Source organism: Streptomyces sp. NPDC088554, from assembly GCF_044752945.1.
In the GTDB taxonomy this organism is placed as follows: domain Bacteria; phylum Actinomycetota; class Actinomycetes; order Streptomycetales; family Streptomycetaceae; genus Streptomyces.
Window position 1 is genome coordinate 334,096 of sequence record NZ_JBIVMF010000003.1, and the last position, 20,340, is coordinate 354,435.

Below are 20,340 nucleotides of genomic sequence, written 5' to 3' on the forward strand. Positions count from 1 at the left end.
GCCGACGACCCGCGCGCGGGGCATGCCCGACAAATCCTCCCCCGGTCCGCGGTCCGGGAGGCGCCCCCGGTCCACCGGCGCGCCAGGCGCCGAGAATCCCGCCCCCGGGGGGCGGACGGCGCTGCGCCGGACAGGCTCTAGGATCGACGGTCTGATGACTGCCACGCTCGTAGCCAAGGATCTCGCCGCGGGCCACGGCGACCGCTCACTCTTCTCGGGACTCGACCTGGTCGTGGCGCCCGGTGATGTGATCGGTCTCGTGGGCGCCAACGGTGCGGGAAAGTCCACCCTGCTCCGGCTGCTCGCCGGACTCGACACCCCGGAGAGCGGGGCGCTGCGGCTCTCCCCGCCCACCGCCTCCGTGGGCCATCTGCCCCAGGAGCCGGAGCGGCGCCCCGGCGAGACCGTACGCGGCTTCCTCGGCCGCCGCACCGGGGTCGCCGCCGCGCAGAGCGCGCTGGACGAGGCCACCCAGGCGCTGGTGGACGGCGCGCCCGGCGCGGACGACGCCTACGCCCTCGGGCTGGAGCGCTGGCTCGCCCTCGGCGGCGCCGACCTCGACGAACGGGCCGAGGAGACCGCCGCCTCGCTCGGTCTGACCGTCGGCCTCGACCAGCCCATGACCACGCTCTCCGGCGGCCAGGCGGCCCGCGCCGGGCTCGCCTCCCTGCTGCTCTCGCGCTACGACGTGTTCCTGCTCGACGAACCCACCAACGACCTCGACCTCGACGGCCTCGAACGGCTGGAGCGCTTCGTCACCGGTCTGCGCGCCGGCACCGTCGTCGTCAGCCACGACCGCGAGTTCCTCGTCCGGACCGTGACCAAGATCCTCGAACTCGACCTGGCCCAGCAGAAGATCACCCTCTTCGGCGGCGGCTACGAGGCATACCTCGACGAGCGCGAGACCGCCCGGCGCCACGCCCGTGAGCAGTTCGAGGAGTACGCCGACAAGAAGTCCTCCCTGGAGGCGCGGGCGCACACCCAGCGCTCCTGGATGGAGAAGGGCGTCAAGAACGCCCGGCGCAAGGCCACCGACAACGACAAGATCGGCCGTAACCTCCGTACGGAATCCACCGAGAAGCAGGCCGCCAAGGCCCGCCAGACCCAGCGGATGATCGAGCGCCTCGATGTGGTCGAGGAGCCCCGCAAGGAGTGGGAACTCCGGATGGAGATCGCCTCCGCGGACCGCTCGGGGGCCGTCGTGGCGGTGCTCCGCGACGCCGAGGTGACGCGCGGCGACTTCCGCTTCGGGCCCGTCACGCTCCAGCTCGACCGGGCGGACCGGGTCGCCGTCACCGGCGCCAACGGAGCGGGCAAGTCCACCCTGCTGGCCGCTCTCCTCGGCCGCCTCCCGCTGGACGCGGGCCACGCGTCCCTCGGCTCGGGCGTCGTCGTGGGCGAGGTCGACCAGGCCCGCGCCCTCTTCCACGGGCCCGAGACACTGCTGGACGCCTTCCGCCCGGCCGTACCCGACACCGAACCGGCCGACATCCGCACCCTCCTCGCCAAGTTCGGCCTGAAGGCGGACCATCTGCGACGCCCCGCGACCACGCTCTCCCCGGGCGAACGGACCCGCGCGGCCCTCGCGCTCCTCCAGGGCCGGGGCGTCAACCTGCTGGTCCTGGACGAGCCGACCAACCACCTCGACCTTCCCGCCATCGAACAGCTGGAGTCGGCCCTCGACTCGTACGACGGCACTCTGCTGCTGGTCACCCACGACCGCCGCATGCTGGACGCGGTCCACACGACCCGCCGCTTCGAGATGGCGGCGGGCCGCGTGACGGAGCACTAAAGGCTGTCCGACCCGTAGCGCGGTCCGCCCCTTGGAGCGGGGCTCGCGGCGTCTGGTGCGTGCGATCGCACGGCGGTGGGGGTGCCCCCGGACGGCGTCCGGGGGAGTGCGTGCCAGACGTCGCGGGCCTGGGGGCACCTCCCGGCCGAAGGCCGGGGGAGGGAGGTGTCGGACAGGCCCACCGCACCCCCGGACCGCCCCTACGGCCGGCGGCGCTTGCCGTCGCCCCGCTTCGGGTCGGTCAGCCCGGCGCGCCGCAGCGCGTCGGCCATCGCGCTGTTCGCCGGGGGCGGCGCCGACGGCTGGCGCTTGGCACCGCCTCCACCGCCGCCCCGGCCGCCCTGGCGCTGCTGGGGCGGCCGGTCGCCGCCCCCGGTCCCGCCGCCGGAGCGCTCGGGCTTCGCCGTCGCCTCGTCGTCCAGCCGCAGCGTCAGGGAGACGCGCTTGCGGGGGATGTCGACGTCCATGACCTTCACCTTGACCACGTCGCCCGGCTTCACGACCTCGCGCGGGTCCTTGACGAAGTTCCGGGACATGGCGGAGACATGGACCAGACCGTCCTGGTGGACCCCGATGTCGACGAACGCGCCGAAGGCCGCGACATTGGTCACCACGCCCTCCAGCACCATCCCGGACACCAGATCGCCGAGCTTCTCGACGCCGTCCTTGAAGGTGGCGGTCCTGAACGCGGGACGCGGGTCCCGGCCGGGCTTCTCCAGCTCGCGCAGGATGTCCGTGACCGTCGGCAGACCGAAGGAGTCGTTCACGAAGTCGGTGGGCCGCAGCGACCGCAGCACGGAGGAGTTGCCGATGAGCGAGGCGACCTCGCCACCGGTGCTCTTCACCATCGACCGCACCACCGGATACGCCTCGGGGTGCACGGACGAGGCGTCCAGCGGATCGTCCCCGCCGCGGATGCGCAGGAAGCCCGCGCACTGCTCGTACGCCTTCGGGCCCAGCCTGGCCACGTCCTTCAGCGCGCGCCGGGAGCGGAAGGGGCCGTGGGCGTCGCGGTGGGCGACGATGTTCTCGGCGAGCCCCGCGCTGATCCCCGACACCCGTGAGAGCAGCGGCGCGGACGCGGTGTTGACGTCGACACCGACGCCGTTCACACAGTCCTCGACGACGGTGTCGAGCGAGCGGGAGAGCTTCACCTCGGACAGGTCGTGCTGGTACTGGCCGACGCCGATGGACTTGGGGTCGATCTTCACCAGCTCCGCCAGCGGGTCCTGGAGCCGGCGCGCGATGGAGACGGCGCCCCGGATCGACACATCCAGCTCCGGCAGCTCCTGCGAGGCGAACGCGGAGGCGGAGTAGACCGAGGCGCCCGCCTCGGAGACCATCACCTTGGTGAGGTTCAGCTCGGGGTGTTGCGCGCACAGCTCACCGGCGAGCTTGTCGGTCTCGCGGGAGGCCGTGCCGTTGCCGATGGCGATGAGGTCGACCGCGTGCTCCTTCGCCAGCCGGGCCAGCCGGGCGAGCGACTCGTCCCACCGGTTCGCCGGGACGTGCGGATGGATCGTGTCGGTGGCGACGACCTTGCCGGTGGCGTCGACCACGGCGACCTTCACCCCGGTACGGAACCCGGGGTCGAGCCCCAGGGTCGCGCGGGTCCCGGCGGGGGCGGCCAGCAGCAGGTCCCGCAGGTTCGAGGCGAAGACGCGGACGGCCTCGTCCTCGGCGGCGGTCCGCAGCCGCAGCCGCAGATCGATCCCGAGGTGCACCAGGATCCTGGTCCGCCACGCCCAGCGCACCGTGTCCGCGAGCCACTTGTCTCCGGGACGCCCCCGGTCGGCGACGCCGAAGCGCCGCGCGACCATGTTCTCGTACGCGCTCGGCCCCGGCTCCCCGGGCGGCTCCTCGGCCTCCATGACCAGGTCGAGGATGTCCTCCTTCTCGCCCCGGAACATGGCGAGGACCCGGTGCGAGGGCAGGTGGGGGAATGCCTCGGCGAAGGCGAAGTAGTCGGCGAACTTGGCCCCGGCCTCCTCCTTGCCGGTCTTCACCTTCGCCACGAGCCGTCCCCGGGTCCACATCCGCTCGCGCAGCTCGCCGATGAGGTCGGCGTCCTCGGAGAACCGTTCGGTGAGGATGGACCGCGCGCCCTCCAGCGCCGCCGCGGGGTCCGCGACGCCCTTGTCCGCGTCCACGAACGCCGCCGCGGCCGCGAGCGGCTCCACCGAGGGGTCGGTCAGCAGCCCCTCGGCGAGCGGGGCGAGCCCCGCCTCGCGGGCGATCTGCGCCTTCGTCCGCCGCTTGGGCTTGAAGGGCAGATAGATGTCCTCCAGCCGCGCCTTGGTGTCGGCGGCCCGGATCCGCGCCTCCAGCGCGTCGTCCAGCTTGCCCTGCTCGCGTACGGATTCCAGGATCGCGGTCCGCCGCTCCGCCAGCTCCCGCAGATAACGCAGCCGCTCCTCCAGGGTGCGCAGCTGCGTGTCGTCGAGCATCTCGGTCGCTTCCTTGCGGTAGCGCGCGATGAACGGCACGGTCGACCCGCCGTCGAGCAGCTCGACGGCCGCCCTCACCTGCCGTTCGCGTACGCCGAGTTCCTCGGCGATCCTGCCTTCGATGGATGTCGTCACGATCACGCTCCGCTGCTTCGTCGTTCGCCGTCTGCATTGTGGCAGGTGGCAGTGACAACGACGGGCGCGACCGGCGGCGTCGCGCCGGGTGAGGGGCCGGGCGGGGACGGACGAGGGCAGGTGAGGGGCAGGTGAGGGCCGCTCTCAGCGCTTGCCGATGAGTTCGCTGGGGAACGCCCCGGCCGCCACCGCCACCTCGGCGAAGCCGCCCGCCAGCTCGGTGAGCCGGGCCACGCCCGCGGCTCCCAGATGCTCGTACGGTGCCAGGTCCAGCCGGTCCGTCTCGTCCTCCAGGTCGGCGCGGAGCTTGGTGCCCGCCTCGGTCAGTTTGCCGTCGGCGTCCAGCAGCCCGCGCTCGCGCAGCCGGTCCTGGGCCGCCTCCCACTCCTGGGTGCTCCAGCCCCGGCTGGCCAGGATCCACTGCGTCGCCGTGCCCCGGCCGGTCGCGGCATGGCTGACCAGCGCCTCCACCGGGTCCAGCCCGGCGTCCAGCAGGACCGCCAGATGCCCGTCGCCGCGGTGCTCGCGCAGCAGGGTGGCGGCGTGCCAGTACGCGAGGTGCGGCGCGTCCGGTACGGGCAGGTCGGCGTTGGCCGCGAACAGCGGGCGCGCGTGCCGCCCGCCCGCCTCGGTGGCCCGCAGCGCCAGCACCGCGGCCTCGGCCAGCTCCTTGGAGGCGATGGCCTCTTCGCCGAGCAGCCGCCGCAGCGTCGAGTCGGCCGCGCGCAGCCGCGCGTCGATCGCCTGCTGGGGGGAGACGGTGTCCCAGGAGCGCGGGATGTACTGGGTGATGAGTTCGTGGTTGAAGTTGTAGAACGTCGAGGTGACGGTCCCCGCCCCGACCCGGCCCAACGGGGCCGCGCGGGACGTGAAGTAGACCGCCTTGGCGTCGTCCAGACCGGCGGCGGCGAACTCGCGTCCGTGCTCGGGAGCGAAGTAGATGGCGGAGTGGAGCGGGTTGACGGCGGCGTGACAGTGCCGTCCGGCACGCTCGGGCAGAGAAGTCATGTCGAAAGGTTACCGACTGGTTGGTACGGGTCGCAGGAGGATCCAGAGATGGCAGGAAAGGCGGGGTACTCGTCATTGCGGCCACCGCTCCTGTCGCGAAGGATGGCTGTCATGACCGAGCGATCCGTCCTCGTCGTCCTCTTCGACGGCATTCAGAGTCTTGACGTGACCGGCCCCGTCGAGGTGTTCACGGCCGCCACCCACCACGGTGGCGACCTGGGTGGCTACCGCGTCCGTACGGCCTCGGCCGACGGAGCTCCCGTACGGTCGGGCAGCGGCCTCACCCTCGTCCCCGACACCGCGCTCGACGACGCCGCCGACCCGGACATCCTGCTGGTGCCGGGCGGCGGGGGCACCCGCCACCCCGACCCCCGGCTCGTCGACTGGCTGCGCGAACGCGCCCCGCGCGCCGAACGGCTGGTCTCGGTCTGTACCGGCGCGCTGCTGCTGGCCGTGGCCGGGCTGCTCGACGGACACCGCGCGACGACCCACTGGATCGCCACGGATCAGCTGGCCAGGGACTTCCCCGAGGTCGAGGTCGAACCGGATCCGATCTACGTACGGGACGGCCGGATCTCCACCTCGGCCGGTGTCACCTCCGGCATCGATCTCGCGCTCGCCCTGGTCGAGGAGGACCTCGGCCGGGACGTGGCCCTCGCCGTCGCCCGCCATCTCGTGGTCTTCCTGCGACGCCCCGGCGACCAGGCGCAGTTCAGCGCCCAGCGCGCCGCCCGGACCGCGGTGAGCGAGCCGCTGCGCGAGGTGCAGACCTGGATCAGCGAACACCCCGGCGACGACCTCTCCGTCGAGTCGCTGGCGTTACGCGCCAGGCTCTCCCCGCGCCACTTCGCGCGGGCCTTCCGCTCGGAGACCGGCACGACCCCGGGGCGCTATGTCGAACACGTACGCCTCGAACACGCCAGAAGGCTGCTGGAGGACAGCGCCGACGGGGTCGAGAAGATCTCGCGCGCCTCGGGCTACGGCACCCCCGAGGCGATGCGCCGCGCCTTCGTGAAGGCCCTGGGCACGCCGCCCGCCGAATACCGCCGCCGATTCCGCCCGGCCGCCAGGACCCCCTGAGCCCGGCCGTCGGACCTCCTGGACCCCGGCCGTCAGGACCCCCTGAGCCCCGGCCGCAACCACCCACCGGAAGGACGAACAGCCCGTATGAGGATCGCGATCCTGCTCTACGACGGCTTCACCGCGCTGGACGCGGTCGGCCCGTACCAGATGCTCAGCCCGCTGCCCGGAGCCGAGACCGTGTTCGTCGCCGAACGGACCGGACCCGTCACGGACGACCGCGGCAGCCTCTCGCTCGTCGCCGCGAAGACGCTCGCCGAGGTCACCGCCCCGGACGTCCTCGTGGTGCCCGGCGGCCCCGAACAGGTGGCCCAGATGGACAACGGCCCGCTCCTGGACTGGCTCCGTACGGTGGACACCGCCACCACCTGGACCACCTCCGTCTGCACCGGCTCCCTGATCCTCGCCGCCGCCGGGCTGCTCACCGGGCGCCGGGCCACCTCCCACTGGCTGGCCCTGGACACGCTCCGGAGCCTCGGCGCCGAGGCGACCGGCGAACGCGTGGTCACGGACGGGAAGTACGTCACGGCCGCGGGCGTCTCCGCGGGCATCGACATGGGGCTGACCCTGACCGGCCGGATCGCCGGTGACCGCTTCGCCGAGACCGTCCAGCTGATGGCCGAGTACGACCCGCGGCCGCCGTACGGCGCAGGCTCCCCGGAGCGGGCGCCCGCCGATCTGGTGGCGCGGCTACGGGAGGAGAGCCGCTTCTAGACGAGATCATTCCGAAGTGCCGCCCGCCCCGAGGGGCGGACCGGCGCTACTTCGCAACACGCCCTAGCCGGCGGGTGTCCAGCCGAACACCGGTTCACGGCGCTCCAGGAAGGCGGCGACCCCCTCCGCGGTGTCGCCGCTGTCGCGCATCTGCTCCACCCAGTACGCGTCCCGCCCGGTGCGGCCCGAGAGGAACTCCTTGGCCGCCGTCTGGGTCAGCCGCGAACGGGACGCGAGCACGCGCGCGAACTCGGCCACCCGCTTGCCCAGCTCACCCGGCGGCAGCACCTCGTCGGCGAGCCCGGTCCGCAGCGCCCGCTCCGCGTCGATCAACTCGGCCGAGAACAGCAGGTACTTGGCGGTGGCCGGCCCCACCAGCGAGGCCAGCCGCCGGGTCGAGGACTCCCGGTAGACGATGCCGAGCCGCGCCGGGGTGATCCCGAACAGGGCGCCCTCCTCGGCGAACCGCAGATCGCAGGCGGCCGCCAACTGGCAGCCGCCGCCCACGCAGTGGCCGCGCACGGCGGCGATCGTCGGCAGGGGGAAGGCGGCCAGCGCCTCCTCCGCCCGTACCGACAGGGACTGCGGGTCCTCGCCGGGCGGGCTCGGCTCAGGGATCGAGGAGATGTCGGCGCCCGCGCAGAAGGTGTCGCCCGCGCCGGTCAGCACCAGCGCCCGTGCGGTGGGCTCGGCGGCCAGCCGTCCGAGCAGGGGTGGCAGCTCCCGCCACATCCCGGTGGTCATGGCGTTGCGCTTGGCCGGGTGGTGGATGACCACGGTCGCGATGCCGTCCTCGACGGTGTGCAGCAGTTGGGGCTCCATGTGCCGGATGGTATCCCCGGCCCCCGGACCCCGGGGAGTGGGCAACCGCTCACCATGTGTCAGGCGGCGGTCGGAAACGATCGCGCCTTCGCTGTCCCCGTTCGGACGCGGTCCCACTCCACCAATAGCGGCTGACTTCTGTTCAATACTCGGGCTCGCGTGCCCGCTTTCCACACACTCATGGCCAGGGGGAAGGAACCGGCGGGGGACGCCGGTCGAACCGAAGGTGGGTGCCACGGTGGGGGAGAGCCCCGGGAGCGTTCCCGTCCGGCCGCTGTCGTACGAGGGAGTCTGGCGCTTCACCGCTCCGGCCGTCGACGTCTCCGTGCCGCGGGCCAGGCACGCCGTACGCGATCTGCTGAGGCGGCAGCGCGTACCGGTCAGGGACGCGGTCCTCCAGGGGGTTCTGCTCATCGTCTCCGAGCTGGTCACCAACGCGGTACGGCACGCGGCGGTGCTCTCGCCGGAGGTCGCCGTGGAGGTGGCCATCGGGGCGGAGTGGATCAGGGTGTCCGTCGAGGACGGCCATCCGTACCGGCCCACGGCCCTGGAGACCGACCACGCGCGGACCGGCGGGCGCGGGCTGCTGCTGGTGCGGGAGACCGCCCGCGAGGGGGGCGGCGGCTGCGGTGTCGAACACACCGCGGGCGGGGGGAAGGTCGTCTGGGCGGTGCTGCCCTTCATGTGTCCGGTCGCCACGGAGCCGCCGCGCGGGAGCGTCACCAGCCCCCGGTGGACCCCGTGAGCTCCCTGACCGCGGGTCGCGCCGCGTCCAGCACCGTCATGAACCACGCGGAGAACGGTGCCCGCGCGTGCCGCTCGGCCAGCTCGGCCGGGGTGACGAAGGCGGTCTCGTCGACCTCCTCCGGATCGGGCAGCGGGGCGGACTGCGCCAGTCCGACGAAGAGGTGGTTGTACTCCTGCTCCACCAGCCCCGAGGCCGGGTCCGGGTGGTTGTAGCGCACGGTGCCCGCCTCGGCGAGCAGCGAGGGCGAGATGCCCAGCTCCTCATGGGTGCGCCGGGCCGCCGCGGCGAACGGCGCCTCGCCCGGGTACGGATGGCCGCAGCAGGTGTTCGACCAGACGCCGGGGGAGTGGTACTTCCCCAGCGCGCGGCGCTGGAGCAGCAGCCGCCCCCGCTCGTCGAAGAGGAAGACGGAGAACGCCCGGTGCAGCCGGCCGGGCGGCTGGTGGGCGAGGAGCTTCTCGGCGGTGCCGATGGTGTTGCCGTTCTCGTCGACCAGCTCCAGCATGATCGTTTCTTGTGCGCCGTTCGACGAGCTCTTCGCCGCAGTGACTGGTGTGGTCGGCATAACCATCCTTCGCTTCGGGCCTCAGCTGCCAAGTCTGCCGTACAAACGCCCCGCGTTCGCACTTCGCGGGTGTGGGCATGTCCGTACGCGGCGAGCCGCCGGCCGGGAGCGTCAGTGGCAGAGCTTCGCCTCGTGCTCCGCGTGACCCACGGGCTCCAACTGGAAGGTGCAGTGCTCGACGTCGAAGTGGTGACCGAGACATCCCTGCAGGTCATGGAGCATTTTCTCGTGCCCCGCGGAGTCCAGCGCCTCCTGCTCCACCACCACGTGCGCGGACAGCACCGGCATCCCCGAGGTGATCGTCCAGGCGTGCAGATCATGGACGTCGGCCACCCCGGGCAGGGCGAGCATATGAGCCCGCACCTCGCTCATGTCGACATCCTCGGGAGCCGCTTCCAGCAGTACGTTCAGGGTCTGCCTGAGCAGTTTCAGCGTACGCGGAACGATCATGAGGCCGATCAGCAGACCCGCGATCGGGTCGGCCGTCTGCCAGCCGGTGGCCAGGATGATCCCCGCCGAGACGAGCACCGCCAGCGAGCCCAGGGTGTCCGCCAGGACCTCCAGATAGGCACCGCGCACATTGAGGCTCTCCTTCTGTCCCCGCATCAGCAGGGAGAGCGAGATCAGATTGGCGCACATACCGATCAGGGCGAAGACGATCGTCAGCCCGCCCCTGGTCTCGGGCGGTGTGATGAAGCGCTCGACCGCCTCGTACAGCAGGAAGCCGCCGACGCCGAGCAGCAGCAGACAGTTGGCCAGCGCGGCGAGGATCTCGGCCCGCGCGTAGCCGAAGGTGCGGTTCGTGTCGGCGGGCCGGGACGAGAAGTGGATCGCCAGCAGCGCCATCCCGAGCCCCACCGCGTCCGTCGCCATGTGCGCCGCGTCGGCGAGGAGGGCGAGCGAGTCGGAGACGATCCCGCCGATGATCTCCACCACCATCACGGACAGGGTGATCGCCAGCGCGATCCGCAGCCGCCCCCGGTGGGCCGCGGTCGCGGTCCCCGGCGACCCGCCGTGCGTGTGTCCGTGGTTGTGCCCTGCCCCCATGGGGATGCCCCTCCGGTTGTCCCGACGATCTGTTGACCACGCCAGTGAACACCGGTAGGGGGTATAGGGCAACCTGGCATTGAACACCGTTGTCATATGCTCTGACCTGCGGAAACGCTCGCGTTGATGCGTGCAGGTCAGAGCGTCGGAGCGGTGGGCCGGCGGTTCACCCGGTCCGTACCGCCGGATGGTGCGACCGCCATCCGGCCCAGGCCGACTCGACCATCTCGCGCACTCCCCGGCGCGCCGTCCAGCCCAGCTCCTCGGCGGCCAGCGAGACCGAGGCGACCGCCCGCGCGGCGTCCCCGGGGCGCCGCGCCCCGATCACCGGAGGCGTGCGGTCGCCGGTGATCTCCGCCACCAGATCGGCCAGCTCGCGGACCGAGACGCCCTCGCCCCGGCCGATATTGGCGGTGAGATCCCCCAGCTCGCCCGAGGCGTCCCGGTCGGCCAGCCGGCGGGCGGCGGCGAGATGGGCCTCGGCGAGATCGGACACATGGACGTAGTCACGGATACAGGTGCCGTCCGGCGTCGGATAGTCGGCGCCGAAGATCCGCGGCGCCTCGCCCCGGCTGATCCGGTCGAAGAACATCGGGATGATGTTGAAGACCCCGGTGTCCGCCAGCTCGGGCCGGTCCGCGCCCGCCACATTGAAGTAGCGCAGACAGCCGGTCGCGATCGAGTGCGCCCGCCCCGTCGCCCGCACCAGCCACTCGCCCGCGAGCTTGGTCTCGCCGTACGGATTGATCGGCACCGCCGGGGTCCGCTCCGTGATCAACTCCACATCCGGCACCCCGTACACGGCGGCGGACGAGGAGAAGAGGAAGCGCCGTACCCCCGCGTCGACCACGGCGTCCAGCAGCACCGTCAGCCCGTGCAGATTCTCCCGGTAGTACATCAGCGGACGCTCGACCGACTCCCCGACCCGCTTCTTCGCCGCGAGGTGCACCACGCCGGTGACCCCGTGCCCGGCGAAGGTCCGGTCGAGCAGCTCCCGGTCCAGCAGCGAGCCCCGCACCAGCGGGATCCCCTCGGGCAGCCGCTCCGCGACACCGGACGAGAGGTCGTCCAGTACGACCACCGGCTCACCCGCCGCACTCATGGAGCGCGCCACATGTGCCCCGATATAACCCGCTCCGCCTGTGATCAACCACGTCATGACGCCACCCTAGGGCCTCCCTGTCCGGATCGAGCCGGACCGGGACGGACCGGGCGGGACCAGGTCGGACCGGGCCGGACCGGGGGTGCGGGGCCAGGGGGGTGCGGGTTTGTGGGGTGGGGCGCCGATCGACAATGATGATCTCCTCGCGGCCGTACGTGAACCGGAGCCCCGGCGTCCGGGGCGGGGACGGCCCCTGAACGGGCGGTGAACTCGCCCCTCCGTACATCGGATAGCCTCTGCCGACGTGCCGCCCCCGGATCCCGGGTGATGCCGCCGTGCAACCGGCCCAGTCAGCGCCAAGGAGTGAGTTCGTCTGTCGACCGCCATCCTCACCGGTCCTCCGGTACCCGGATCGCCGCTCGACGGCGATCTCAGGGCGCTGGGTTTTGACGTACAGACCGCGCCGGACGCCACGGAGGCCCGGCGGCTCGCCGCCTCCGCCGCCGCGACCGAGCGGATCGCCCTCGTCGATCCCCGCTTCGTCGGACACGTCCACGCGCTGCGCCTCGCCCTGACCGACCCGCGCTTCCCGGCGGCGGCCGTCACCGGGGCGCTCACCGCGCAGCCGCAGGCGCGTGCCGCGCTGCTGAGCGCCCTGGAGTCCGTGGCGTCCGGCGCGGACGGCACAGTGGACACCGCCGGCACAGCGGACACGGCCGGCCGGCCCACCGCCTCCACGGCCGTCGCCCCGCGCGAGCCCCTCGCCGACCGGGTCGCCACCGCGCTCGACGGCGCGGGCACCGCGGTCACCCGGCCGGAACTGGGCTCGCTCGTCGCCGCCGTACCGGCCGACGCGGGCGAGCGCGAACAGGCCGTCGCCGCCGTCGCCGCCGTCGACGACGAAGCGGTACGGCTGCGCTCCGCCGTGAAGGCCCGCGACGGCTTCTTCACCACCTTCTGCGTCAGCCCCTACTCCCGCTATCTGGCCCGCTGGTGCGCCCGGCGCGGACTGACCCCCAACCAGGTCACCACCGCCTCGCTGATCACCGCCCTGATCGCGGCGGCCTGCGCGGCCACCGGCACCCGGGGCGGCTATGTCGCCGCCGGACTGCTCCTCCTCTTCTCCTTCGTCCTGGACTGCACCGACGGGCAGCTCGCCCGCTACTCGCTCCAGTACTCCACGATGGGCGCCTGGCTGGACGCGACCTTCGACCGGGCCAAGGAGTACGCGTACTACGCGGGTCTCGCGCTCGGCGCGGCCCGCGGCGGCGACGACGTATGGGCGCTCGCGCTCGGCGCGATGGTCCTCCAGACCTGCCGCCATGTCGTGGACTTCTCGTTCAACGAGGCACACGTCGACGCGGCGGCCGCGGCCGCCGCGCCGGGCGCCACCGGCAAGGCTGTGGCCGGCACCCCCACCTCCGCCCTCTCCAGCCGCCTCGACAGCGTCGGCTGGACGGTCTGGGCGCGCCGCATGATCGTGCTGCCGATCGGCGAACGCTGGGCGATGATCGCCGTGCTGACGGCCCTCACCACGCCCCGGACCGTCTTCTACGCGCTGCTCGTCGGCTGCGCCTTCGCCGCCTGCTACACCACCGCGGGCCGCGTCCTGCGCTCGGTGACCCGCAAGGCCGTACGCACCGACCGGGCGGCCCAGGCGCTCGCCGACCTCGCGGACTCGGGGCCGCTCGCCGAGCTGGTCGCCCGGGTGCTGCGGCGCCCGGCCCGCGCGCTGCCCGGCGCGCTGCCGTTCCTGATCGCCCTCGTGGGCGGCGCCGTGGTCGTCGGCGCGGCGGCCTGCGCGCCGCTGACGTCCCCCTCCGACAGCCCCGTCCTGCTCCTCGGTGCCCTGGTGTACGTCCTGACCTCGGGGACCGCCGTCGCCCACCGGATGGGCGGCGCCCTCGACTGGCTCATCCCGCCGGTCTTCCGGGCGGCCGAGTACGGCACGATCCTGATCCTCGCCGCCCGCGCCGACGTCCCCGGCGCCCTGCCCGCGGCGTTCGGGCTGGTGGCGGCGGTCGCCTACCATCATTACGACACGGTGTACCGCATCCGCGGCGGCGCCGGAGCCCCGCCCCGCCGGCTCGTCCGGGCCCTCGGCGGCCACGAGGGCCGTACGTTCCTGGTCGTGCTGGCAGCCCTCTTCTCCACGCGCGCGTTCGACCTCCCGTCGGCACTGGCGGTGCTCGCCGGCGCCGTGGCCCTGGTCGCGCTCGTGGAGTCCATCCGGTTCTGGGTGTCCTCCGGCGCCCCCGCCGTACATGACGAAGGAGAACCCGCATGATCGGCCTCGTACTCGCCGCCGGTGCCGGACGGCGCCTGCGCCCCTACACCGACACGCTGCCCAAGGCCCTCGTGCCCGTGGACCCGGCCGGGGAGGGAACCCTCACCGTCCTCGACCTGACGCTCGGCAACTTCGCCGCGGTCGGCCTCACCGAGGCAGCGATCGTCGTCGGCTACCGCAAGGAGGCCGTGTACGAGCGGAAGGCCGCCCTGGAGCAGAAGTACGGACTCGCGCTCACCCTGATCGACAACGACAAGGCCGAGGAGTGGAACAACGCCTACTCCCTCTGGTGCGCCCGTGACGTACTGGCCCGGGGCGTGATCCTCGCCAACGGCGACACCGTCCACCCCGTCTCCGTCGAGCGGGACCTGCTCGCCGCCCGGGGCGAGGGGCGCCGGATCATCCTCGCCCTCGACACGGTCAAGAAGCTGGCCGACGAGGAGATGAAGGTCATCACGGACGGCGCCAGGGGCGTCACCCGGATCACCAAGCTGATGGACCCCGCCATCGCCACCGGCGAGTACATCGGGGTCACCCTGATCGAGGCGACGGCCGGCGCCGAGCTGGCCGACGCCCTGCGGACCACCTTCGAGCGCGACCCCGACCTCTACTACGAGGACGGCTACCAGGAGCTGGTCGACCGGGGCTTCACCATCGACGTGGCGCCCGTGGGCGACATCCCCTGGGTCGAGATCGACAACCACGACGACCTCGCGAAGGGCCGTGGGATCGCGTGCCAGTACTGACCCGGCTCATCCCGTCGCCGGTCGTCGTCGACATCAGGCCGGGCGCGCTGGACGGCCTGGCCGAACTCCTCGCCGACCAGCGGATCTCCGGCTCGGGCCGGCTCGCCGTCGCGGTCAGCGGCGGCTCGGGGCGGGTGCTGCGCGAGCGGCTCGCACCGGTCCTGCCCGACGCGGACTGGTACGACGTCGCCGACGGCACGATCGACTCGGCGGTCCGGCTCGCGGACGAGATCAAGGGCAAGCGGTACGACGCCGTGGTCGGCCTCGGCGGCGGCAAGATCATCGACGTGGCGAAGTACGCGGCGGCCCGGGTCGGGCTGCCGATGGTGGCCGTCGCCACCAACCTCTCGCACGACGGCATCTGCTCCCCGGTCTCCATCCTCGACAACGACAACGGCCGTGGCTCGTACGGCGTTCCCACCCCCATCGCCATGGTCGTCGACCTCGACGTCATCCGGGACGCGCCGGTCCGCTTCGTCCGCTCCGGTATCGGGGACGCCATCTCCAACATCTCGGCCATCGCGGACTGGGAGCTGTCCCACCGGACCAACGGCGAAGCGGTCGACGGACTGGCCGCCGCCATGGCCCGTACCGCGGGCGAAGCCGTACTGCGCCACCCCGGCGGGACCGAGGACGACGAGTTCCTCACCGTCCTCGCCGAGGCGCTGGTGCTCTCCGGGATCGCCATGTCGATCAGCGGGGACACCCGTCCCTCGTCCGGCGCCTGCCACGAGATCAGCCACGCCTTCGACCTTCTGTACCCCCGGCGTTCCGCGCTCCACGGCGAACAGGTCGGCCTCGGCGCCGCCTTCGCCATGCACCTGCGCGGCGCCCACCGGGAGTCACAGCTTTTCACCGAGGTGCTGCGGCGGCACGGCCTGCCCGTACTGCCCCAGGAGATCGGCTTCACCGTGGAGGAGTTCGTACGGGCCGTGGCCTACGCGCCGCAGACCCGTCCGGGCCGCTTCACCGTTCTCGAACACCTCGACCTGTCCACCGACCAGATCAGGGACGCGTACGCCGACTATGCCAAGACCATCAGTAGCTGAACTCCGCCCGGTCGTCCACCCGGAGGGAGTGAAGGACCGGCGCAGCGGTGAGCACTGGGCCGGGCGCCTGTACATGCGGGAGATCTCGCTGCACATCGACCCGTACCTGGTGAACACCCGCATCACGCCCAACCAGCTCACCTACCTCATGGTGGTCGTGGGTGTGATCGGTGGCGCCGCGCTGCTCCTGCCGGGGCTGCCCGGCGCGATCCTCGCGGTCGTCCTGTTCCAGATCTACCTGCTGCTCGACTGTGTCGACGGAGAGGTGGCCCGCTGGCGCGGCCAGACCTCCATCACGGGCGTCTATCTCGACCGGGTCGGCCACTACCTGTGCGAGGCCGCCCTGCTGATCGGCTTCGGACTGCGCGGCGCCGACCTGTTCCACCACAACGGCACGTCCACCAACTGGCTGTGGGCCTTCCTCGGTACGCTCGCGGCGCTCGGCGCGATCCTGATCAAGGCCGAGACCGACCTGGTCGACGTGGCCCGCCAGCGCAGCGGACTGCCCGCCGTCAAGGACGAGGCGTCCGTGCCCCGTTCCTCCGGTCTGGCCCTGGCCCGGCGCGCCGCCGCGATGCTCAAGTTCCACCGGCTCGTCGGCGGGATCGAGGCCAGCCTCTTCATCCTGGTGGTGGCGGTCCTGGACGTGGTGAACGGCGATCTGTTCTTCAGCCGTCTCGGGATCGCGGTCCTCGCCGGTATCGCGATCCTCCAGACCTTCCTGCACCTGGTCTCCATCCTGGCGTCCAGCAGGCTGAGGTGAGCGATATGCGGCTCGGCGCGGTGATCATCACCATGGGTGACCGCCCCGACGATCTGCGTGCGCTGATCGACTCGGTCACCCGGCAGGACGGCGACCCGGTCGAGATCGTCGTGGTCGGCAACGGAGCCCCGGTGGGCCCCGTTCCGGCCGGTGTACGGACGGTCGAACTGCCGGAGAACCTCGGCATCCCCGGCGGCCGCAACGTCGGCATCGAGGCATTCGGCGCGGCCGGCTGCGAGGTGGACGCGCTGCTCTTCCTCGACGACGACGGTCTGCTGGCGAACACCGACACCGCCGAACTGGTCCGGGCGGCCTTCGACGCCGACCCCGTCCTGGGCATCGTCAGCTTCCGGATCGCCGATCCCGAGACCGGTCTGACCCAGCGTCGGCACGTCCCGAGGCTGCGCGCCTCGGACCCGATGAGGTCGTCCCGGGTGACGACCTTCCTCGGCGGCGCCAACGCCGTACGGACGAAGGTCCTCGCGGAGGTCGGCGGGCTGCCCGACGCGTTCTTCTACGCGCACGAGGAGACCGACCTCGCCTGGCGGGCGCTGGACGCCGGCTGGATGATCGACTACCGCGCCGACATGGTCCTCCTCCACCCGACCATGCCGCCGTCCCGGCACGCGGTCTACCACCGGATGGTGGCCCGCAACCGGGTCTGGCTCGCCCGCCGTAATCTGCCCGCGCCCCTGGTCCCCGTCTATCTCGGGGTGTGGCTGCTGCTCACCCTGGTCCGGCGTCCCTCCGCACCGGCTCTCAAGGCATGGTTCGGCGGATTCCGGGAAGGCTGGGCGACGCCGTGCGGACCCCGCCGTCCCATGCGGTGGCGTACGGTGTGGCGGCTGACCAGGCTGGGCCGACCACCTGTCATCTGACAGTCTGGGATCTGAGAGCATCGGGCGAGAGGCCGCGCCTCTCGTTCCCTCCCGGGGCACAGGCGTTCGGCGCCTGTGCCCGACCGGCTGCGCATCTTGAACACGAAAGTTTCAACTTGTGAGTGACACAACCCAAGAGGGTGCGATCGTTGTGAGCGCCCCCCCGTCGCCCGACGACGGTCTGTCCTCGGCGGAGCTTGCCGCCAAGTACGGTCTGGCGGTGAGCGGTGCCAGGCCAGGGCTGCGTGACTATGTCCGGCAGTTGTGGGGCAGGCGCCACTTCATTCTGGCGTTCTCCCGGGCGAAGCTCACGGCCCAGTACAGCCAGGCGAAGCTCGGGCAGCTCTGGCAGGTGGCGACCCCGCTGCTCAACGCCCTTGTCTACTACCTGATCTTCGGTCTGATCCTCGGGACCCGGAAGGGCATCCCCGAAGAGGTCTTCATCCCGTTCCTGGTCACCGGGGTCTTCGTCTTCACCTTCACCCAGAACTCGGTGATGGCGGGTGTCCGGGCGATCTCCGGCAACCTGGGGCTGGTCAGGGCCCTGCACTTCCCCCGGGCCTCGCTGCCGGTCTCCTTCGCGCTCCAGCAGCTCCAGCAGCTGATGTACTCGATGATCGTGCTGATCGTCGTCGCGGTCGCGTTCGGCAGCTACCCCCGGCTCAGCTGGCTGCTGGTGCTGCCCGCGCTGGCGCTCCAGTTCCTCTTCAACACCGGACTCGCGCTGATCATGGCGAGGCTGGGCAGCAAGACCCCGGACCTCGCGCAGCTGATGCCGTTCATCACCCGCACCTGGATGTACGCGTCGGGCGTGATGTTCTCCATCCCGGTGATGCTCAAGGGCAAGCCGTCCTGGATCGCCGATGTCCTCCAGTACAACCCGGCGGCCGTCTACATGGACCTCGTCCGCTTCGCGCTGATCGACGGTTACGACTCGTCCAATCTGCCCGCGCACGTCTGGCTGGTCGCGCTGGGCTGGGCCGTACTGCTGGCCGGCGCCGGCTTCGTGTACTTCTGGAAGGCTGAGGAGAGGTACGGCCGTGGCTGAGGACAAGAAGCAGGGACGGATCCCCACCGTCATCGCCGACGACGTGCACATCGTGTATCGCGTCAACGGCGCGGCCGGCGGCAGGGGCAGCGCCACCGCCGCGCTCAGCCGCATACTCCGCCGCGACAAGGGGGAGTCGCGGGGCGTCCGCAAGGTCCACGCCGTGCGGGGGGTCTCCTTCACCGCGTACCGCGGCGAGGCGATCGGCCTGATCGGCACCAACGGCTCCGGCAAGTCGACGCTGCTGCGCGCCATCGCGGGGCTGCTGCCCGCGGAGAGCGGCAAGGTCTACACCGACGGCCAGCCGTCCCTGCTGGGCGTCAACGCCGCCCTGATGAACGACCTGACCGGGGAACGCAATGTGATCCTCGGCGGCCTGGCCATGGGCATGACGCGGGAGCAGGTCAAGGAGCGGTACCAGTCGATCGTCGACTTCTCCGGTATCAACGAGAAGGGCGACTTCATCACACTCCCGATGCGCACCTACTCCTCCGGTATGGCCGCCCGGCTCCGGTTCTCCATCGCCGCCGCCAAGGACCACGACGTCCTGATGATCGACGAGGCGCTGGCCACCGGCGACCGCAGATTCCAGATCCGCTCCGAGCAGCGGATCCGCGAGCTGCGCAAGGAGGCCGGCACGGTGTTCCTGGTCAGTCACAGCAACAAGTCGATCAGGGACACCTGCGACCGTGTGCTGTGGCTGGAGAAGGGCGAGCTGCTGATGGACGGCCCGACCGACGAGGTCATCAAGGCGTACGAGAAGGAGACCGGCAAATAACCGGGTCCCCGTGACGGCCGAACGGGCCCCCGCCGGACCGCTCCGGCGGGGGCCCCACCCGTTGTGGAAACCGGGGCGGCCGACCCCCGGGAGAATGTCAAGAATCGGTCAAGTCCGTTGTATTCGGGGAAGGTTGAGCGGTGTTGTGGCGCTCTTGTGGTGAGTCCATCACCCCGACGTGTTCCCCCTGGTCGTACCACGTAAGCTGTGCAGGGCTGATTCGCGGCAAGTGGGGTCATACCCACTGACCACCCCGCCCGCCAGACAGTTCTGTACTCGGAGGGACGGGCGGCGTGTCCGAAATGGGATGTATTGAGTCAGCAGTGTAGAACGGGAGACGTGACGGCAATGACGGAAGATCTCCAGCTCCACGAGGGTTCCGCCGTCCCCGTACCGGGCAGCGCGCAGTGACGGGCACCACTCGGGAACACCCCGACACCACCTCGCGCACCACCCTGGACAAGGCCGCGGACGAGAACTTCCCCGTGGCCCCCTTCTTCCTCCCGCGCGCCTGGCGCGACGACCTGATGGCGGTGTACGGCTACGCCCGGCTCGTCGACGACATCGGCGACGGCGATCTCGCCCCCGGCGGCGCCGACGCCCGCCACCTCGGCGTCGCCCCGGCCTCGGCCGACGACCGGCTCGTGATGCTCGACGCCTTCGAGGCCGACCTGCGGCGCGTCTTCGACCCGCACGGCACCGGCCCCCACCATCCGCTGCTGCGCGCACTGGTGCCGGTCGTACGCCGCCGCTCGCTCACCCCCGAGCCGTTCCTCGGACTGATCGGGGCCAACCGCCAGGACCAGCTGGTCCGGCGCTACGAGAGCTACGACGACCTGCTCGCCTACTGCGAGCTGTCGGCCAACCCGGTCGGCCGGCTCGTCCTGGCGATCACCGGCACCGCGAGCCCCGAGCGCGTACGCCGCTCCGACGCCGTCTGCACGGCGCTCCAGATCGCCGAGCATCTCCAGGACGTGGCCGAGGACCTCGGCCGTGACCGGATCTATCTGCCCGCCGAGGATCTGAGGCGCTTGCGGGTCACCGAGGCCGATCTGGCCGCGGACAGCGCGAACGCGTCGGTGCGCTCCCTGATCGCCTACGAGGCCGAGCGCGCCGCGCTGCTGCTGGACGAGGGCACCCCGCTGGTGGGCAGCGTCCACGGCAGGCTGCGGTTGCTGCTCGCCGGATTCGTGGGCGGAGGGCGCGCCGCTCTCGGCGCCATCGCGGCCGCCGGGCACGATGTGCTCCCCGGGCCGCCCAAACCCACCAAGCCGCGTCTGCTGCGCGCGGTGGGAGCTGTTCTGCGAAGTGCGCACAGAGAGGGGTGAGCC

Annotated in this window: 18 protein-coding genes; 12 read left to right on the forward strand and 6 right to left on the reverse strand. The window is 71.8% G+C overall.

Annotated elements, in window-relative coordinates:
• Nucleotides 1–154 precede the first annotated feature (154 nt).
• The gene (locus ACIP8W_RS05430) at nt 155–1,792 is read left to right on the forward strand and encodes an ABC-F family ATP-binding cassette domain-containing protein (RefSeq protein WP_401953331.1); all 1,638 of its coding nucleotides are present in this window, start codon (nt 155–157) and stop codon (nt 1,790–1,792) included.
• A gap of 200 nt (nt 1,793–1,992) precedes the next feature.
• Here ACIP8W_RS05430 and ACIP8W_RS05435 read toward each other — a convergent pair whose 3' ends face one another.
• Together ACIP8W_RS05435 and ACIP8W_RS05440 are read right to left on the reverse strand one after the other, a co-directional pair.
• On the reverse strand, nt 1,993–4,374 hold the full coding sequence (locus ACIP8W_RS05435) for a Tex family protein (protein WP_402202017.1): 2,382 nt from the start codon (nt 4,372–4,374) through the stop codon (nt 1,993–1,995).
• Between the two features lie 144 nt (nt 4,375–4,518).
• On the reverse strand, nt 4,519–5,382 hold the full coding sequence (locus ACIP8W_RS05440; RefSeq protein WP_401953337.1) for a hypothetical protein: 864 nt from the start codon (nt 5,380–5,382) through the stop codon (nt 4,519–4,521).
• A 111-nt stretch (nt 5,383–5,493) separates the two neighbouring features.
• Between ACIP8W_RS05440 and ACIP8W_RS05445 the strand changes: the two genes are divergently transcribed.
• Nucleotides 5,494–6,462, forward strand: coding sequence for a GlxA family transcriptional regulator (locus tag ACIP8W_RS05445; RefSeq protein ID WP_402151949.1), 969 nt, complete (start codon nt 5,494–5,496; stop codon nt 6,460–6,462).
• A gap of 87 nt (nt 6,463–6,549) precedes the next feature.
• Entirely contained in the window at nt 6,550–7,176 is a 627-nt protein-coding gene (locus ACIP8W_RS05450; protein ID WP_401953343.1) for a DJ-1/PfpI family protein, read from the forward strand.
• Nucleotides 7,177–7,239: 63 nt separating this feature from the next.
• On the opposite strand, the gene ACIP8W_RS05455 is transcribed toward ACIP8W_RS05450, so the two are convergent.
• Nucleotides 7,240–7,998 (reverse strand): enoyl-CoA hydratase/isomerase family protein, encoded by a 759-nt coding sequence (locus ACIP8W_RS05455; RefSeq protein WP_401953345.1) that lies wholly within the window; start codon nt 7,996–7,998, stop codon nt 7,240–7,242.
• 238 nt (nt 7,999–8,236) lie between these two features.
• On the opposite strand from ACIP8W_RS05455, the gene ACIP8W_RS05460 reads away from it, so the two are divergent.
• On the forward strand, nt 8,237–8,743 hold the full coding sequence (locus ACIP8W_RS05460; RefSeq protein ID WP_401953348.1) for an ATP-binding protein: 507 nt from the start codon (nt 8,237–8,239) through the stop codon (nt 8,741–8,743).
• On the opposite strand, the gene idi is transcribed toward ACIP8W_RS05460, so the two are convergent.
• From idi to galE, 3 genes are all read right to left on the reverse strand, one after another.
• A complete protein-coding gene (gene idi / locus ACIP8W_RS05465) occupies nt 8,718–9,311 on the reverse strand; it encodes an isopentenyl-diphosphate Delta-isomerase (RefSeq protein ID WP_401953351.1) in 594 nt (197 codons plus the stop codon). The genes ACIP8W_RS05460 and idi overlap by 26 nt on opposite strands.
• 111 nt (nt 9,312–9,422) lie before the next feature.
• Nucleotides 9,423–10,358, reverse strand: a complete 936-nt coding sequence (locus ACIP8W_RS05470; RefSeq protein WP_401953353.1) for a cation diffusion facilitator family transporter — start codon at nt 10,356–10,358, stop codon at nt 9,423–9,425.
• 166 nt (nt 10,359–10,524) lie between these two features.
• Nucleotides 10,525–11,517: a UDP-glucose 4-epimerase GalE gene (gene galE / locus ACIP8W_RS05475; RefSeq protein ID WP_402202020.1), complete on the reverse strand. Its 993-nt coding sequence runs from the start codon at nt 11,515–11,517 to the stop codon at nt 10,525–10,527.
• 316 nt (nt 11,518–11,833) lie between these two features.
• Here galE and ACIP8W_RS05480 point away from each other — a divergent pair, with 316 nt between their 5' ends.
• The 8 genes from ACIP8W_RS05480 to hpnC all read left to right on the forward strand — a co-directional run bounded on the left by ACIP8W_RS05480 (nt 11,834) and on the right by hpnC (nt 20,337).
• A complete protein-coding gene (locus ACIP8W_RS05480) occupies nt 11,834–13,747 on the forward strand; it encodes a DUF5941 domain-containing protein (protein WP_402202052.1) in 1,914 nt (637 codons plus the stop codon).
• Nucleotides 13,744–14,493 carry a sugar phosphate nucleotidyltransferase gene (locus ACIP8W_RS05485; RefSeq protein ID WP_402202022.1) on the forward strand — a complete coding sequence of 250 codons (750 nt, stop codon included), beginning with the start codon at nt 13,744–13,746 and terminating at the stop codon, nt 14,491–14,493. The genes ACIP8W_RS05480 and ACIP8W_RS05485 overlap by 4 nt, the downstream gene beginning before the upstream one ends.
• Entirely contained in the window at nt 14,481–15,542 is a 1,062-nt protein-coding gene (locus ACIP8W_RS05490) for an iron-containing alcohol dehydrogenase family protein (RefSeq protein WP_401953362.1), read from the forward strand. Before ACIP8W_RS05485 ends, ACIP8W_RS05490 begins: the two co-directional genes overlap by 13 nt.
• Nucleotides 15,520–16,305 (forward strand): CDP-alcohol phosphatidyltransferase family protein, encoded by a 786-nt coding sequence (locus ACIP8W_RS05495; protein WP_401953365.1) that lies wholly within the window; start codon nt 15,520–15,522, stop codon nt 16,303–16,305. Before ACIP8W_RS05490 ends, ACIP8W_RS05495 begins: the two co-directional genes overlap by 23 nt.
• 5 nt (nt 16,306–16,310) lie before the next feature.
• Entirely contained in the window at nt 16,311–17,183 is an 873-nt protein-coding gene (locus ACIP8W_RS05500; RefSeq protein ID WP_401953552.1) for a glycosyltransferase family 2 protein, read from the forward strand.
• 118 nt (nt 17,184–17,301) lie between these two features.
• Entirely contained in the window at nt 17,302–18,231 is a 930-nt protein-coding gene (locus ACIP8W_RS05505; RefSeq protein WP_402202025.1) for an ABC transporter permease, read from the forward strand.
• Complete coding sequence (locus ACIP8W_RS05510; RefSeq protein WP_401953371.1) at nt 18,224–19,009, forward strand: ABC transporter ATP-binding protein; 786 nt, start codon at nt 18,224–18,226, stop codon at nt 19,007–19,009. The genes ACIP8W_RS05505 and ACIP8W_RS05510 overlap by 8 nt, the downstream gene beginning before the upstream one ends.
• A 407-nt stretch (nt 19,010–19,416) precedes the next feature.
• Entirely contained in the window at nt 19,417–20,337 is a 921-nt protein-coding gene (hpnC, locus tag ACIP8W_RS05515; RefSeq protein WP_401953374.1) for a squalene synthase HpnC, read from the forward strand.
• The last annotated feature ends 3 nt before the right edge of the window (nt 20,338–20,340 follow it).